General features: G+C 41.3%; 14 protein-coding genes. 2 read left to right on the top strand and 12 right to left on the bottom strand.

The window, feature by feature from the left end:
• Nucleotides 1-281: 281 nt before the first annotated feature.
• From AOG26_RS06510 to pyrC, 3 genes are all read right to left on the bottom strand, one after another.
• Nucleotides 282-896 (bottom strand): response regulator transcription factor, encoded by a 615-nt coding sequence (locus AOG26_RS06510; protein WP_063705929.1) that lies wholly within the window; start codon nt 894-896, stop codon nt 282-284.
• A gap of 435 nt (nt 897-1,331) precedes the next feature.
• Nucleotides 1,332-1,541 carry a cold-shock protein gene (locus AOG26_RS06515; protein WP_036967526.1) on the bottom strand — a complete coding sequence of 70 codons (210 nt, stop codon included), beginning with the start codon at nt 1,539-1,541 and terminating at the stop codon, nt 1,332-1,334.
• A gap of 340 nt (nt 1,542-1,881) precedes the next feature.
• Entirely contained in the window at nt 1,882-2,928 is a 1,047-nt protein-coding gene (gene pyrC, locus AOG26_RS06520; RefSeq protein WP_054561745.1) for a dihydroorotase, read from the bottom strand.
• Nucleotides 2,929-3,119: 191 nt separating this feature from the next.
• On the opposite strand from pyrC, the gene AOG26_RS06525 reads away from it, so the two are divergent.
• Nucleotides 3,120-5,489 (top strand): EAL domain-containing protein, encoded by a 2,370-nt coding sequence (locus AOG26_RS06525; protein ID WP_054561746.1) that lies wholly within the window; start codon nt 3,120-3,122, stop codon nt 5,487-5,489.
• A 59-nt stretch (nt 5,490-5,548) separates the two neighbouring features.
• On the opposite strand, the gene AOG26_RS06530 is transcribed toward AOG26_RS06525, so the two are convergent.
• Nucleotides 5,549-7,828, bottom strand: coding sequence for an acyl-CoA dehydrogenase (locus tag AOG26_RS06530; RefSeq protein ID WP_054561747.1), 2,280 nt, complete (start codon nt 7,826-7,828; stop codon nt 5,549-5,551).
• A 168-nt stretch (nt 7,829-7,996) separates the two neighbouring features.
• Here AOG26_RS06530 and AOG26_RS06535 point away from each other — a divergent pair, with 168 nt between their 5' ends.
• On the top strand, nt 7,997-9,847 hold the full coding sequence (locus tag AOG26_RS06535; protein ID WP_054561748.1) for a M2 family metallopeptidase: 1,851 nt from the start codon (nt 7,997-7,999) through the stop codon (nt 9,845-9,847).
• Nucleotides 9,848-9,904: 57 nt separating this feature from the next.
• Here AOG26_RS06535 and AOG26_RS06540 read toward each other — a convergent pair whose 3' ends face one another.
• From AOG26_RS06540 to nagX, 8 genes are all read right to left on the bottom strand, one after another.
• Nucleotides 9,905-10,693 carry a putative porin gene (locus tag AOG26_RS06540; RefSeq protein WP_054561749.1) on the bottom strand — a complete coding sequence of 263 codons (789 nt, stop codon included), beginning with the start codon at nt 10,691-10,693 and terminating at the stop codon, nt 9,905-9,907.
• A gap of 220 nt (nt 10,694-10,913) precedes the next feature.
• A complete protein-coding gene (locus AOG26_RS06545; RefSeq protein ID WP_054561750.1) occupies nt 10,914-11,288 on the bottom strand; it encodes a PH domain-containing protein in 375 nt (124 codons plus the stop codon).
• Between the two features lie 2 nt (nt 11,289-11,290).
• Complete coding sequence (locus tag AOG26_RS06550) at nt 11,291-12,199, bottom strand: ABC transporter ATP-binding protein (RefSeq protein WP_054561751.1); 909 nt, start codon at nt 12,197-12,199, stop codon at nt 11,291-11,293.
• Nucleotides 12,196-13,014 carry an ABC transporter permease gene (locus tag AOG26_RS06555; RefSeq protein ID WP_054561752.1) on the bottom strand — a complete coding sequence of 273 codons (819 nt, stop codon included), beginning with the start codon at nt 13,012-13,014 and terminating at the stop codon, nt 12,196-12,198. The genes AOG26_RS06550 and AOG26_RS06555 overlap by 4 nt, the downstream gene beginning before the upstream one ends.
• Nucleotides 13,015-13,129: 115 nt before the next feature.
• Entirely contained in the window at nt 13,130-14,308 is a 1,179-nt protein-coding gene (locus tag AOG26_RS06560; RefSeq protein ID WP_054561753.1) for a cystathionine beta-lyase, read from the bottom strand.
• Nucleotides 14,309-14,327: 19 nt separating this feature from the next.
• Nucleotides 14,328-15,245 carry an NAD(+) diphosphatase gene (gene nudC / locus AOG26_RS06565; RefSeq protein WP_054561754.1) on the bottom strand — a complete coding sequence of 306 codons (918 nt, stop codon included), beginning with the start codon at nt 15,243-15,245 and terminating at the stop codon, nt 14,328-14,330.
• 114 nt (nt 15,246-15,359) lie between these two features.
• Entirely contained in the window at nt 15,360-16,154 is a 795-nt protein-coding gene (nagB, locus tag AOG26_RS06570; protein ID WP_054561755.1) for a glucosamine-6-phosphate deaminase, read from the bottom strand.
• Nucleotides 16,155-16,364: 210 nt separating this feature from the next.
• Nucleotides 16,365-17,495 carry a transmembrane glucosamine N-acetyltransferase NagX gene (nagX, locus tag AOG26_RS06575; RefSeq protein WP_054561756.1) on the bottom strand — a complete coding sequence of 377 codons (1,131 nt, stop codon included), beginning with the start codon at nt 17,493-17,495 and terminating at the stop codon, nt 16,365-16,367.

Raw genomic sequence — 17,495 nt, forward strand, 5'->3', positions numbered from 1 at the left:
TAACAAAAATATAACAGAGGTATTCATGTGGTACTTCTATAGCCCTTTACTGGCGAACATTGCATTCATATTAGGTTCAACCTTAAACATAAATGTAACATTTTATGAAATCTGAAAGTGCTGAAGAAAAATGAAAAAAAAATTCACTTTGTTCATCTAAAAAATCTGTTTTGAAGAATTTTTATGCACTCAATACATCTAACCGCTCAATAAGCAGCCAAATCAGACACTAAACACAAGAATGAGAGAGTTGAAATCTCTCACCGCTACGGGTGAGAGAGTTAAAATACGGCGCGGTCTTTAACTAGCTTAGCGAGTGAGATAATTGAATCAACTTCAAGTTTTTCAAATATTTTCGCTTTGTATGTACTTACCGTTTTATTACTGATGAAAAGTTTTTCACCAATATCTTTGTTTGATAAGCCTTGTAGTAGATAATTCATCACTGCGAGTTCACGTTCAGTGAGTAACTCGTCTATGTCTTTTTCAGACGCTATTAGGTGCTCTTGTGGAAAGAAAGTATAGCCACGCAAAATCATTTCAACTGCGGAGGAGATATCTTCAAGGCTTTCGGCCTTGTTAACAAATCCTTGAGCGCCTAGCTTTGCTGCAGTGCGAATAATATGTTTGTCTTGCTTAGCAGATAAAAACAATACTTTGCCAGTAAACCCACTACTGACTGCGCGCTTATATAAACTAAAGCCATCTGAGTCTTCTAACTCAATGTCTAAAATTGCCAGCGCTACATTATTACTTTTTAAAAACTGCAATGCTTCCTTTTGACTTCCAACAGCTTGTACTTCGTTAACTAGTGTAGACTTAGCGAGTACCATTTTAATTGCTGTTGCCACCATCGGGTGGTCGTCTACCAAAAGTATATTGTTTCCTATGCTCATCGATTAGCAAACCTTCATTATATTTCATCAAACAAGTATAAGTTACTCAGCATTTATTCCACATGTGGATAATTTAAGTTTAGCGGGTTATTTCTAGATTGGTGAAAAATAACTATAAACTTTTTTAGCTGCTCACTTTCGAGTTCGATCAAAACTACAAACTAAACATAACGGGTGATGTCATGTTAAATAAATCCTATCGGTACAGCATATAATACTTTAGTTATGGAGAGTAGCTTTTAGGACATAGAATGCGAAGTTCTAGCTTATTGGCTGATTAATTTAGTCTTAAACAATGCCTTTGGAGGAATATAATTTCGGTACAGTTTATGACTATTTATTGAGAGTTAAAACTCGGGGTTTGGCAGGAGATAAAAATGAATTTTTGGTGAAACAGAAACTGTTTCACCAAAATGCTTAGGTTCGCATAATTAATTATGCTACTTCTACGTTCTCAGCTTCAGGGCCTTTTTGACCTTGTTTGATGCCGAAAGATACTTGCTGACCTTCGCTTAGAGTGCGGAAGCCTGTACCTGTGATAGCGCTGAAGTGTACGAATACATCAGGGCCATTTTCTTGTTCAATAAAACCGAAGCCTTTAGCTTCGTTGAAGAACTTAACTTTACCAGTAACCGTGTTTGACATACCAAATTTTCCTGTAAGTCAATTATTAAAATTCAGCCATAATGGCTCTATCCTCCCTGAGTGAATGCCCAAAAAACTTGGGGTAAAGTACAGGAAGAACCAATAACCAAACCGGTAACCGTACAGCCGCACATTATCCGTAAATTCAATACGCAAAAACTCAAAGCAATTTAAGACTAACACATTAAATTGCTTTTAGCTCTATTAATCGAAAATAATTTTAAGGTCAACTGCCTAAACAAAAATATATGACAGTACTATTTATAAACAATTAATTATCAATGAAAAAAGCCCATCAAATAGATGGGCTTTTAAATCTCAATTTATAGCTTGCTAAAACTTACTTAACTTGCCAATCCATTTGCGCTTCTGCTTTGATTGGCACTACTTCTGAAACACCTAGTTTATAGCTTGCTGGTACTGTCCAGCTCTCTTTAACTAGTGTAATTGTATCTTGGTTTCGTGGCATACCATAGAAGTCAGGGCCAAAGTGACTCGCAAAACCTTCAAGCTTGTCTAAAGCACCCGCTTCTTCAAACGCTTCTGCATAAAGCTCAATAGCTGCATGTGCAGTATATGCACCGGCACAACCACACGCCGCTTCTTTTTTGTCTTTGTAATGTGGTGCAGAGTCAGTACCTAAGAAGAATTTTTTGCTGCCGCTTGTTGCAGCACCAATTAACGCTTGCTGGTGAATGTTACGCTTTAGAATAGGTAAGCAGTAATAATGCGGGCGAATACCACCTGCTAGCATATGATTACGGTTATAAAGAAGGTGATGAGCAGTAATTGTTGCAGCAACATTCTCTGGTGCATTATTAACAAACTCTACTGCATCTTTCGTGGTGATGTGCTCAAGCACAATTTTAAGACTCGGGAAGTCATTAACCACGTCCGCTAGAATTGTTTCTAGGAATACCTTCTCACGGTCAAAAATATCAATTGATGAATCGGTTACTTCACCGTGCACTAGCAGCAACATCCCTACTTCTTGCATTGCCTCAAGTACAGGGTAAATGTTTTTGATTGATGTTACACCCGAATCTGAGTTGGTCGTCGCACCAGCTGGGTACAACTTAGCAGCAACAATTTTACCTGTCGCTTTAGCTTTTTTGATTTCTTCTGGTGTAGTTTTGTCTGTTAGGTAAAGCACCATTAATGGTTCAAAGTTACCTTGTGGGCCCGCAGCTTTAATTCGCTCATAGTAAGATAACGCAGTGTCTGTGCAGGTTGCCGGTGGAACAAGGTTTGGCATGATGATCGCGCGACCCATATAACGGCTAGCATCACGAACGGTATCAACGAGTTGCTCGCCATCACGTAAATGAATGTGCCAATCATCAGGGCGTGTAATTGTTAGAGTTTGCATCGAATTTAAATCTGACATTGCTTGTTTCCACGGCTAAAGTTAGGGGGATAGCGTAAACATTGAGCAAATAATCTCGCTTATTTACCCAAGTTCATATTCAGGTGCCTAGTTTACACCAGTTCCAGTTTTTTTTGAAAATAACTTTGTGGATAGTTTGATAGTAGGTTAACGTAATAAATTAATACAACATTTCGGTTACCTTTTATTCTATGCCTAAGAGTTTAGACGCTGCTTTTGCACTTGAGGTCAAAACAGACCAACTACATATTATTAATCAGTTCTCATCATCTGTGATGCAATTAGACACAGTTGAAGAATTGTTAGAGTATGTCACGTCAGAAGTGGTAAGCCGCCTAGGTTTTATAGAGTGTGTTATTTATCTAGCCGATGACAAAACTCGCACCCTCAAAGAAATGGCGTCTATTGGCACAGCAAGCAGCCACGATACTTACCATATCGACCGAACAGAAATTAGCTTTGACCAAGGTATTACGGGGTATGTCGCAAGCACTGGTAAACCGTTAATGATTGGCGATGTCAGTGAAGACCCTCGTTATATCGCTGACTCTCGCCCTGCTCTTTCTGAGCTTTGCGTACCATTAGTTTATAAAGAAAAAGTACTGGGTGTCATTGACTGTGAGCACCCGCAAAAAGATTACTACAACGACGCCCATTTAGAGATTTTATCAACAGTGGCGCATCTATTAAGTGCCAAGATAAATCAAGTTCGCACCGTAGAAGACTTACAGCAAACCGTGATGCAGTTAAATGATGCGCAAAAGCTAGAACGCTCGATGCTGCAAATTGCTAACTTAACCTATCAATCAAGCGAGCTAGATAGCTTCTTTGAATCTTTACACGGCATTATTACCTCTTTACTTAGGGCTGATAACTTCTTCATTGGCCTGTATGACAAGCAACTAGATGTACTTGATTTAGTTTACATTATCGAAGAAGGCGTGCGTTCTAACGCGCATAAGAAAATATCGAAAGAACAATTAAAAGACACCGCATCTTATTACTTATTAAATATCGACCAATCTTTACTTTTTACGAAAGAAGAATTTCAACAGCATATTGATGCTGGTCATTTTAAAATGGTTGGTCGTCAGGCCGAGTCTTGGCTGGGTGTGCCATTTAAAGTAAATGAGCGCATTAGTGGTGTTATCGCCGTACAAAGTTACAGTAAAAGCTATCATTATGACGAACATGACCGTGCCTTACTTACGTATGTGAGCCGCCAAATTAGCATGGCAATAGATCGTCAATTATCAAGACAAGAGCTTGAGCACCGCGCTCTTCACGACGAATTAACCGGCCTTGCTAATCGCTCGTTATTAATAGAACGTATTAAACATGCGATCCTTCGCCTTGCAAGAGCCGATAAGCGTCACCAACATGCCCTGCTCTATCTAGACTTTGACCGCTTTAAAAGTATCAATGACTCATTAGGTCATGAGGTTGGCGACCACTTTTTGGTAAAAATCTGTGAGTTGATCTTAGGTACCATTCGCAATACCGATACCTTTGCCCGTTTAGGGGGGGATGAGTTTGCCATCTTTATGGAAAACATCACCGATAAACAACAAATTAATGATGCTCTAGATCGCATTCAACAGGTACTAACAGAGCCTCTCAATATTGACGGCCACCTATTGCAAGCATCTACCAGTATAGGCGTTGCCTTTTGTGAAAGCAGTCGCGACCAAGCATACAAGCTACTGCAGCATGCCGATGCAGCAATGTACGAGGCAAAGTCATCTGGCCGTGGTAAGGTTAAGTTTTTCAACAATACCATGCGTAAAAAACTTAAAAATCATGCTGATATAGAAAATGATTTACAGCATGGTATTGAGCATGACGATTTTGAGCTTTACTACCAGCCAATTTTTACCATTCAAGACACAAGAGTTGTAGGTTTTGAAGCACTTGTACGCTGGCACCACCCAAGTAAAGGCTTTGTCTCGCCAAATGATTTTATTCCCGTTGCAGAAGACACCGGCCAGATTATTAATCTAGATTTACATTTGCTTGAGCTTGCTGCAAAGCAAATCGCAAAGTGGACAATTGAAGGTAAAGCATTTGGCAGAATCACCGTGAATGTATCATCGCGTCATTTTGCGAGCCTAGATTTTGTAGCGCAAATACATTCCTTATACAAAAAATATAAATTGCCACTTGGCTCATTATGTTTAGAAATCACAGAGTCTGGCCTTATTGGCAATTTAGAGCTGGCAACGAAAATCATTAAGGGCCTTGAACCTCTTGAAGTGAAACTGTGTTTAGATGACTTTGGTACAGGTTACTCAGCGCTTGGTTATTTACACCAATTACCGATTCACATAATGAAAATTGATAAAAGTTTCATTGACCACTTAAACAAAGCGCATAACCCCTTGGTTGATGCCATTTTATCATTAGCACAATCGTTGAAACTTGATGTCGTTGCTGAAGGGATTGAAACAGAAAAACAATTGGCAATCTTAAAACAAACTCAATGTAAGTTTGGTCAAGGCTTCTTAAAAGCGAAACCCATGCCAGCCAGCGAAGCAGAAAAAGTCATTACTCACGGCCTATAAGGCTAATATAAAAAAGCCTTGCAAATGCAAGGCTTAGTTTATTTATACTTTACAAAAAGTTACAGCTCGCCGGGTGCAAAGTTATCAACGGCTATTGCTTGTTTACGTAGCTCATTGGCTTGATTCATGCGCTCTGCAACGGTTTCGTTAATCAAGTTTTTCTCTTTTGCTTCGGCAATTGCGCCCTCAAGTTCAAGATTTTTGGCAATAGTGCCTTCTTTTTGCCATTTACGAAGCTGCTTAAAGTCTTCATGAGTATCAATCATGGCTAAAAAGGCATTTTCCATTACACCAGTCCCTGCATTTTCATCGACATAACAAAGGTGGGTTAATCTATCTCTAAAGACTCCTGGTTTGCTCATGTGTTCACACATAGTTTGAGCTAATTCATCGCTTGGACGGTGGTAATGATTACCAAGTGGGAACACAATACGTTTTAGTAAAAAATTAACCACAGGATTAGAGAAGTTTTTAAAGAAGCCGTCGAATGCCTGACCAATGCAGAATAACGAGTGCTCAACAGCATATTGCACAAATGGCAGGTCAGCTTGCTGGCGTCCTTCATCTTCATAACGTTTCAGTACACATGAAGCAAGATATAAGTGGCTAAGCACATCACCTAAACGCGCCGAAATCATCTCTTTGCGTTTTAACTCACCACCTAATACTAGCATCGCAACATCAGTACAAAATGCTAAACCACGACTCATGCGGCTTAACTGTTTGTAGTAAACAGTAGTTGCGCCACATACAGGGGCTTTAGCGAAGTAACTGCGTGTTAAACCGTGCACAAATGCCATACCTGCATTACTGCCAGCAAATAAAACATGTTGCAGTAGTAATGAATCAAATTCTTTTAAGGCAACATCATGGTCTTCCATTGCTGCTGCTTCCATTTCTTTTAAAACAAACGGATGACAGCGAGTGGCACCTTGACCAAAGATCATCAAATTACGAGTAAGAATATTTGCACCTTCAACGGTAATCGATACCGGGATCCCCATATAGCCATGAGCTAGATAGTTATTCGGCCCGACTTGAATACCTTTACCCGAATGAATGTCCATAGCGTCATTCATTACTGTACGACCCATTTCAGTCATATGGTACTTAGCTATAGCGGTAACCACAGACGGACTCAATTTTAAGTCAATCGCCCCTGCGGTCATTAGCCTTGCTGATTCTAAGGTGTAAGTTAATCCACCAATACGTGCCAATGCCTCTTGGACACCCTCAAATTGGCCAATCGACACACCAAATTGTTGGCGAACTGTTGCATAGGCTGATGTCATTCTTGAAGCCAAGTGGCCAGTGGCTGTACTAAGTGCCGGTAACGAAATACCGCGGCCCGCACTTAAACATTCAACTAACATACGCCAGCCTCGACCAGCGCCCTTTTCACCACCGATGATCCAATCAAGCGGAATAAACACATCTTTACCGTATGTTGTGCCATTCATAAATGCCATGTTTAACGGATAATGACGCTCACCTGTTTGTACACCTTCGTGATCAGTTGGAATAAGCGCACACGTAATGCCAAGCTCTTTTTTATCTCCTAATAAGCCCTCAGGATCGTACATTTTAAATGCAAGACCCAGCACTGTGGCAATTGGCGCAAGGGTGATATAACGTTTTGACCAGTTAAGTTTTAAACCAATCACTTCTTCACCATTATGCATGCCCTTACAAACCACCCCTGTATCAGGAATACTGCCTGCATCAGAGCCTGCCTCTGGACCCGTTAATGCAAAACAAGGCACATCATCACCCTTAGCCAGGCTTGACAACCAACGCTCTTGTTGCTCGGTAGTACCATAATGAAGGAGTAATTCACCTGGACCTAAACTATTGGGCACCATTACGGTGACCGCAGCGGTTAAGCTCTTAGTGGCAATTTTCGATACGATGGTTGAATTTGCAATCGCCGAAAACTCGCGACCACCAAATTTTTCAGGAATGATTAACGCAAAAAATCCTTCTTTTTTTAGGTAGTCCCACACTTCTTTTGGTAGGTCTTTATCTTTTTGCACGATTTGATAATCATCAAGCATGGCTAACAAGGTTTCGACTTGCTCGCTCATAAATGCGCGTTCTTTTTCGCTGAGTTCAGGTTTAGGAAAACGATGCAGTTTTTGCCAATCAGGGTTACCACTGAATAGTTCACCATCCCACCAAACATCACCTGCTTCCATAGCTTCACGTTCTGTTTGCGATAACGGCGGCAAAACTTTTTTAAACATACTAAACGTAGGTCGTGTGACAAGATTGAGGCGAATGTCTTTCACCGCAAAAATTACAATCACAGCAACCAGTAACAGAATGATTACGGTCGTCATTGTGCAATCCTTTTATTTTAATTAACTGCTTCAAGTATGACTGATCGTGCCATAAATACAACGTAAGCAGCTCTTACTTAGGTTGTTTTCAACTAGGCAGTTTGTTGTTTACTAAGACACTGCTATTATGCATGGGCAATAAATAACAATAAACTTCTAGGGAACGTTATGAAAAAGACTCCATTTAAGCTCAGCATCAGCGCGCTTATGGTCGCAAGTGCACTAGCACTTACTGGCTGTAATGATGACACTGCGAGCAATAAAACAACGACTGCTGAAGTCAAAACAAGCCAAGTTACCGCACAAGATGCCGATAAATTTATCGCCGCTACTGAAAAAGAATTAAGCGCGCTTTATTTAGAAGCAAGCCGTGCTGAATGGATTTATGCCAACTTCATTACCCATGATACTGCGGAACTATCTGCTGAAGTAAATCGCAAGATGACCGAAGCCGTTGTTCGCCTTGCTAATGAAGCTGCAAAATTCGATAGTTTAGAGCTAGATTACGATGCGCGTCGTAAACTCGATAAACTTAAACTAGCGCTTACCTTACCTGCACCACAAGATGCTGAAAAAACAGCTAAGCTCTCACAATTAGTGGCTGAGCTAGGGGGTATTTATGGTAAAGGTAAATACTGTAAAGAAGATGGTAGCTGTTTAAGCCTTGGCGACATGACCGCAAAAATGGCAACGAGCCGTGATTACAATGAATTGCTTGATTTATGGCAAGGTTGGCGTCAAGTTTCAAAACCTATGCGCCCGCTTTATGAGCAACAAGTTGCCCTCACCAATGAAGGTGCAAAAGAGCTAGGTTATGCAGATACAGGTGCTATGTGGCGTAGTAAATACGACATGCCAGCCGATGATTTTGCAAAAGAACTCGACCGTATTTGGGGCCAAGTTAAACCGCTTTATGATTCATTACATTGTCATGTTCGTGCCAAGCTAGGTGAAAAATATGGCGAAGATAAAGTACCACAAGACCAGCCTATCCCTGCACACCTACTAGGAAATATGTGGGCACAAACGTGGGGTAACATTTACGATGTTGTTGCACCAGAAAATGCCGATCCTGGTTATGACGTAACAGAACTATTAGCTGAGCACGATTACGACGAACTTAAAATGGTACGTGGCGCTGAGAAGTTCTTCACCTCAATGGGTTTTGCGCCATTGCCAGATACCTTCTATGAGCGCTCACTATTCACTAAACCTCAAGATCGTGACGTACAGTGCCATGCGTCAGCTTGGAATATTGATAGCAAAGACGACCTACGTATTAAGATGTGTATTCAACGCACAGGTGAAGAATTCTCTGTTATTCACCATGAGTTAGGCCATAACTTCTATCAACGCGCGTACAACACGCAGCCTATTTATTATCAAGAAAGTGCGAACGATGGTTTCCACGAAGCGATTGGTGACACCATTGCTCTTTCTGTAACGCCAGGTTATTTAAAAGAAATTGGTTTATTAGACGAAGTACCTGATGAATCTAAAGATATTGGCCTATTAATGAAAATGGCATTAGACAAAGTAGCATTTATTCCATTTGGTTTATTAGTAGACCAATGGCGCTGGAAAGTTTTCTCGGGTGAAGTAACACCTGAGAACTACAACAAAGCGTGGTGGGAATTACGTGAAAAATACCAAGGTGTACAAGCGCCTATCGCACGTAGCGAAGCAGACTTCGATCCAGGTGCTAAGTATCATGTACCAGGCAACACGCCTTACACACGTTATTTCCTAGCGCACATTTTACAATTCGACTTCCACAGAAGTTTATGTGAAATTGCCGGTAACGAAGAAGCAATTCACCGTTGTTCTGTATACAACTCTGCTGAGGCAGGTGAAAAACTAAATGCTATGTTAGAAATGGGCTCAAGCCGCCCATGGCAAGAAGCTCTTGCTACTATCACTGGTAAAGAAGAAATGGATGCAACAGCAATCTTAGATTACTTTGCACCGTTACAAAAATACCTTGATGAGCAAAATGAAGGCCGCCAGTGCGGTTGGTAATGATAAAAACGAAAAAGCCCGCATAATGCGGGCTTTTTTATATCATCAAATTAATGATTAAAACTGTAAGCTTACGTTTGCAAAGTATGCATCGTAGTCTGAGTCATCCCAGTTGTTTGCATAACCTGCTTTTAAACCAATGTTTTTGTTAAAGAAGTGCTGTGCACCAAAGCTGTAGTCATCTTCTTTATTAAACGTTACAAATGCTGACGTTGCTTTAGAGAAGTAGTAGTTAGAACCTAGTTCCCAAGAGCTACCGCTATCGTCTGTATCTGAGATTGTACCTTCAATTGTTAGGTAGTTACCTTGTTGAAGATCCATGAAGTATTTTGCATTTACTGCACGGTAATCAAACTCATCGTCTGCTGTGAATGTGAAACCTAAGTAATCAGTGCTGTTAAGCTGGTGATTGTATTTAAGGTCGAACATTACAGTGTTATCACCGTCTTCTACGTCGATAAATGTCGCTTTAAGAAGAAGGTTAGGATTAAAGAAGTAACCTGCAGACACATTGAATAAATCAGTATCTGAACCGTAATCGTAGTTGCTGTAACCCGCACCAAATACAAAATCTTGTACGAAGTATTCACCACCGATGTTAGTTACATCACCAAAGTCATCATCTGCGTACGAACCAAACACGTTGGTTGTTCTGTTGATGTATTCAAACTGGTCGTATGGACCCATTGTTTTCTTTGGCGCGAAGTAATACGTTGAATCAACACTTACTGTGTCGTTGCCATCGGTGTCCATGTATCCTAAATGGCTGATTGATTGGTAACTATCCGCAGCAGTCGCGGCAGTTGACAGAAGCATACTCGAAATAATAACTGCTAACTTTTTCATAAACAGATTTCCCTATTAACATTGTTTCATTGCTGTTGAAAACTAGCCTGATGGCTAAGTTGGGCACATGCTAACGTGAGAAAACTGAATGGAAACTTAACTAAGCATTTGTTTTTACTTGATTAATTGTAATAAAGTGTCGGCAAATGTAAAGAAAAAGTTGGCCGAAACTTGCGTCTCTAAACCAACTTTTAGTGAAAAAATAAAGCTTGTCAGTACCTTATAAAGCAAACTCGCTTATAATTCTATAAACCTCATTAATGTTATCTCCTGCTTTAAAGTCTTTACTGATTGGCGTTGGATCTGAACCAACCCAAATTTTTAGTTCAGCATCAAGGTCAAAATGCCCAGCACTCTCTTTACTAAACTTAGTAATTTTTGAGTAAGCAATACTCAGCATTTCAACTTTAGAACCAGTAACGCCTTGTTTATCAATAATAATTAATCTTTTATTGGTAAAGATGAACATATCACGAATGACTTTATAGGCTTTTTGTACTGTTTCACCATCAATCAGGGTATTAGCAAGCAGCTCTTCTAAATCATCGTTATCGACTTCACTTGCGTTACCCATTAATCCACTTAATAGACCCATAACTAGCTCTCCTTATGAAAAATTTGGTTTTCGAGTGTGTGACCATTCACCAGTTGACGATACTGCCAACCTTGTTGATAACAAAAGTGTAGAAGATTGATATCAAAAGGCTCAGCTGTTTTCTCAAACTCGATCACATATTCTTTTGCTTGGCTCATATAAACATGATGTACATGGGCAAGGCCTGCAAGCTTTGCTTCTACATCATCATATTGTTGATTCAACTGTAGCGTAATAAAGTGTTTGTTATCTTGTGTGCTAGAACGGGCTTGATGCTCACTTAATACCCCTTTATCGAGGTGTAAAACTTGTGAGCATAAACGCTCAAGCTCAGTTAAGTCATGGGAGCTTAAAATAAATGTTGCCTCGTTACTTAAAGAGCTTACCAGCTCCCTTACCTCACGAGCATGAATTGGATCAAGGCCTGCAGTTGCTTCATCAAGCATCACTATTTCAGGTGAACCAATTAATGCCTGTGCAATCGTCACTCGCTTACGCATACCATGAGAAAGGTCATCCGGTCGCTGCTTAGCTACTTCTGACAAACCAACGAGCTCTAAAACACGAGCCGTTTCTTTTTTACGAACCGCACCACTGAGCCCTTGTAATTGACCATAAAAGTTAAGTTGATGCGCAATACTAAAACGAGGATCAAGCTGAGCATCTTGCGGTAACGCGGTTAGCTTGCCAAATAACGCCGCACTGCCTGGGGTATGCCCCATAACCGATAGCTTTCCTGAGCTTGGTAATTTATAGCCACATAACAAACTGAATAACGTTGTTTTACCCGCACCATTAGGACCAACTAGCGCTACCGGTGCCCCTTTGTTTATCTCAAAGCTAACGTTATCGAGCGCTCGTTTAGCCCCGTAGTTTTTTGACAAGCCTTGTGCTTGAATTAAAACGGTCATAATGAGCTCCTCGCAAAAATTCGTTCACCAGCAACCAGTAGCACAGCCGTTTGTAAAACTGGTAAACCAAGAGCCAATGTGACACCAGCACGCTGACCTGCCATTAAATCAAGTTGATAGCCCGGAAATATGTAATTTAAAACCTCAAATGCAGGCCATTGCCATGTTAGTAAGCCAATCACAATATTACCGCCAGCAAAGAACAAAATAGCCAATACAAATGCAAGGCGCGATGAACGGGCAAATGTATTCAAAAAGCTCATCAACGCAATAAATGGCATAACCGCAACAAGCAAATAAAATAACAACATAAAGCTTCGCGATAAGCCAGAAAGCAGCAAACTTGGCTCACGATAGCCAAGCATTGCAACCGTTGCCAACAAGGTAACAAACAACAATGCTGCTAAAATGAGTAGCTGCCCTAAAAAGCGGCCAATAATAATTTCTGAACGAGTCGCTCTAAGTGATAAAAAGCGTAACGTACCTCGCTGTCTATCGCCCACTGTTTGGTCACTACATAAAAACAAACAGAAGCTTGGGAAACTAAATAAAGCAATCAGCCAATAAACAGCAAGTTCAGATTCAGGCCAATCAAGTAATTTACTGATGCCAATGGCGCCAAATGCTTGTCTTGCAAAGTCGGCAAAATCAGGTGAGCTAATCAAGGTCACAGATTGGGCAATGGGATAGCGTAAAATAAGTAGCCAACAAATGGCAAAAGCGGCAACCGCCAACAAACCACGTTTGGTTAGAAATAGTCGTACTAGCTCAAATTGGGCAATTTGTGCAAGACGTTTAGGATGTAACTGCGTCACTCATAATCCTTAATGAATTTTATTATTAGAATTACACTAAGTTGAAACAGCTTGAATTACCAGAAAAAAAAGACCCGACAAGCAGGTCTTATGTAACAAAGTATAAACTTTTAACCTAGAGGTGGCTTTCGTACACTGCAAGCGCTTGGTCAAGGTCGGCTAATAAATCAGCCACATCTTCAAGACCAATGTGTAGCCTTATTACCGGACCTTGCGACCAACCTGTTTCAGAGCGAAGCCCTTTCATGCTCAGGTTTGCTGTGACTAAACTCTCATAACCACCCCAAGAAAAGCCCATTTTAAAATGGTGCAAGCTATCTAAAAACGCATCAATCGCTTGTTGATTTCCCTGCTTCATTACAAATGAAAATAAGCCGTTACTGCCATCAAAGTCTCGCTTAAAGAACTCATGACCCGGGCACGTTGCAAAAGCAGGATGGCGAATATGATCAACCAATGGGTGTGTTTCAAGCCATTTAGCTACTTCGATGGCGGCTTGTTCATGCTGTTTTAAACGCACAGCCATAGTACGCAGACCACGTAGCGCTAAATAAGCATCATCAGCAGAGGTACATTGCCCAAGTAGGTATGAATTTTCGCGAAGGGTTGGCCAATACTTTTTATTGGCAACCGCCACCCCCATCATCACATCTGAGTGACCAACGATATATTTTGTCGCTGCTTGAATACTAATATCTACGCCATGCTCAAGCGGTCTAAAATGCAGACCATTCCCCCAGGTGTTATCTAGCATGGTCATTACACCGCGCTCATTTGCCTTTGCAACCATGGCTGGCACATCTTGCACTTCCATGGTGATTGAGCCAGGTGATTCTAAAAACAATACGCGAGTGTTACCTTTAATAAGCTCACTAATCCCTGCACCAATTCCCGGCGGGTAATAAGTTGTTTCAATTCCTAATCCAGCCAGTATTTTGTCGCAAAAATCACGGGTCGGCTCGTAAGCGGTATCCACCATTAAAATATGATCGCCCGCTTTCACAAACGAGAGTAGCGCATTGCTTATTGCAGCCGCACCTGATGGATATAGCGCACAGCCTTCGCCACCTTCAAGTTCAGCAATGGCTTCTTGCAAAGCAAAGTGTGTCGTCGTACCGCGACGGCCATAAAATAACGTTTTGTCGCCTCGCTTCTTCGCCGCTGCTTTTAAATCAGCCACTGAATCGAATACTACCGTTGATGCACGTTGCACCACAGGGTTCACAACCCCTTGTGTGTACGCTTTTTTACGCCCTGCAGAGACGATTTGGGTATTTTTTTTTGTCTTTGTCATAATTTGTCCAAGCTGTGCTTTACAGGTTGCGCCAGTGCTCAACCAAAAATCGAGAAATAGAATCTTGTCGGGTTAGTTTAAGATGACTGCCCTGCTCATGCCATTGGCCGAATTCATTAAGTTCAGCACGGCTAAACCATCTTGCATCGTCTAACTCGTCTTTATCTACCTGAATATCTTCTGAAACCGCTGTGGCCATAAAGCCAAACATAATTGATGATGGAAATGGCCAAGGCTGTGAAGCGATATATTGAATATCTGTCACCGCAACACCGGCTTCTTCCATAACTTCGCGGGCAACGGCCTGCTCTAGTGTTTCACCTGGGTCTACAAAACCAGCAAGAGTTGAAAAAACACCTTCAGGCCAGCTTGCTTGACGGCCTAACAAGCAGCGCTCAACCCCATCTGAAAAGGTTTTAGTAACTATCATAATCACCGCAGGATCGGTTCGCGGAAAGGTTTGATGCTGGCAAGTTTGGTTCTCACATAATCGTGAATGCCCAGCTTCAACCATATTATTTTCATGACCACAACGGCCACAAAACCGGTGCGTTGCGTGCCAAAAACACAAGCCCCTTGCCAGTGCGGCAATCGAACCTTGTTTTAACTCAACTTGTGGGCCTAACTTGCGAATATCTACAAATTCAGCGCCATTAAGCATAGGCTCAATAAGTGAGTCTGGAACATGGCTGACGTCTAAAGCAAAATGAGCCACACCATCGTCGTCTAAACCCAATAAAATGCTTTTTGATAAGTCGAGATGATCCACTTGAGATAAGCGTAAATAACACACTTCAGGACTGTCTTTAACAAATAAACTTTGATTGTTATTGACCAATAACCAGCGACTCTGAGAATTCATTTGAGCCTTTAACCACTTTGGATCTTTACGACGATTTGATGCACGATCCAATGGCATTTGAGAGTAATTCAGCATGGCATTCCTTGAAAATAGTTTACTCGCTAAAACTACCATAAGCGGATGATAAACCCAATTTATTACAGGCATAAAAAAAGCCCAAACTGGGCTTTTTTATTCTCTCTCACAATTTTACAAGGTCGCTAGGTGCGCTTGTAGTTTTTGGTTCTCAGCTTCAATATGCTGATAGAACTCTAAATCTTCTAATTGACTCGCTGCAGCTTTATCAATGATGATCACCGCATCTTTATGAAGTTGCAGTGCTGAAGCTGGGCATTTAGCCATTAACGGGCCTTCTACCATGGCATGAACGGCATCAGCTTTACTTGCACCGGTTGCTAAAAGCACTACTTTTTTGGCTTCTAAAATAGTGCCAATACCCATAGTGATTGATAAATGCGGTTGATACTCACCCTCAGCAAAAAATCGCGCATTGTCTTCAATTGTCGCTTTGGTCAGTGTTTTAACACGGGTGCGTGATGTTAAACCAGATGAAGGTTCGTTAAAGCCAATATGACCATTACGGCCAATACCAAGTAGTTGTACGTCAACACCACCAGCCGCTGTGATTTTTTGCTCATATTCATTACAAGCAACAAGCGGGTTTACTGCATCACCCGGCGGTACATGGGTGTTTTGTTTATCGATATCAACATGGTTAAATAGCTGTTCATTCATAAAGTAACGATAACTTTGTGGATGCTCGCCAGTTAAACCTAAGTATTCATCTAAGTTAAATGTTGTCGCTTGGCTAAACGAAATATCGCCAGCTTTATTTTTTTCGATCAGTTGTTGATACAAAGCAACAGGTGTTGACCCTGTGGCAAGACCAAGTACTGAGGCTGGTTTTTTTAGTAATTGTTTCGCAAAGATGTTGGCACCATACGCTGCAACTTGGGCTGCATCATCAAGAATCACTATTTGCATATCGATTAGCTCTAATTATAAGTTGGAAAAAAATGGGACCTAAAACCCAACCCCACGTGCAATCGAGCTGGGTTTTAGATCAAACCACTGCCAGGATACGATGCAGTAGCTATAACCATTATGACAACGCTGTCATTATCACTTCTAGTTTTATCTTTGTAAAGTAAAAGTGAATAAAAAATTACTCTTTTTGTTAGTGTCTAATAATTATTAAACACTAACAAAGATCTTACGGCGATACATCCAATGCAATACCAGCATTTGTACTGCTAATAATGCAATTACCGCCATCAGGGGTTGCCATGCCTCTGGCACAGCTCGAACCACCCCACCAAATACGCTTTGGCTGACATAGCCCCAATTCACAAGACTTGACGCTAAGTAAATAATAATAGAGTTTGCACCTATGATCACAAAAGGATACGCGGCGCGTTGCCCTGGCAGAATATCCACCAGTGCATAAAAAACGGCGAGCAATATGGCACTCCAGCCAACGGTTACAAGCACAAATGAGCTAGTCCAAAGCTCTTTATTTACTGGGAACTGTAAATCCCATAACCAACCTAAACACACACTTACCACACCTGCGGCGAACAATAAGGCGGTCATTTTCCACTCGCCAATTTGCTGAGCACGAGCCACTAGTTGACCTGCAAACACACCCATTAATGCATTAACTATCGCTGGGATATTCGACAATACACCTTCTGGGTCTACCACACGGTTTTGATAACTAATCCCCGGTAGTAAGTGTGCATCAAACCATGCATTCCAACTTCCTGCTGCTGAAAGGTCGCCAGCACTGCCACCCGGCACTGGAACAAAACAAAGTAGTAGCCAATAACCCACTAAAATAGCTGCTGCGGTAATAATTTGTGTTCGTAAACTGGTATGCCAAACCAACATTGCACAGAAGAACCACGCAATAGCGATGCGGCCAAGCACACTGGCATAACGAATTTCATCCAACGCCATTGGCATCCCTGTGCCCCAGCCGTGGTTATACAAAATACCTAATAAACACAATAGTAAAAGACGTTTACCCGCCTTACGGTAATACACTTTGCGCTCATCAAACGGTAAATGGTCAATGCGTTTCGGGGCTAACCCCATCGCCACACCCGATAAGAATATAAACAATGGGAAAATCAGATCGTAAAATGTGAAGCCATGCCAAACGCTGTGCACGGTGTGTGCTTCAAAAACTTTCCAGCCAGTCCAGCCAGTTAAAACGAAGAGCGCTGCGAATAGTGACTGTCCGCCTAATATCCAAAACATATCCATGCCGCGCAGTGCATCCAGCGATGCCAAACGTTTTCTTGTTGGTTGTGTTGTTGTCAT

This window comes from Pseudoalteromonas sp. UCD-33C, assembly GCF_001306895.1.
Taxonomy (GTDB): domain Bacteria; phylum Pseudomonadota; class Gammaproteobacteria; order Enterobacterales; family Alteromonadaceae; genus Pseudoalteromonas.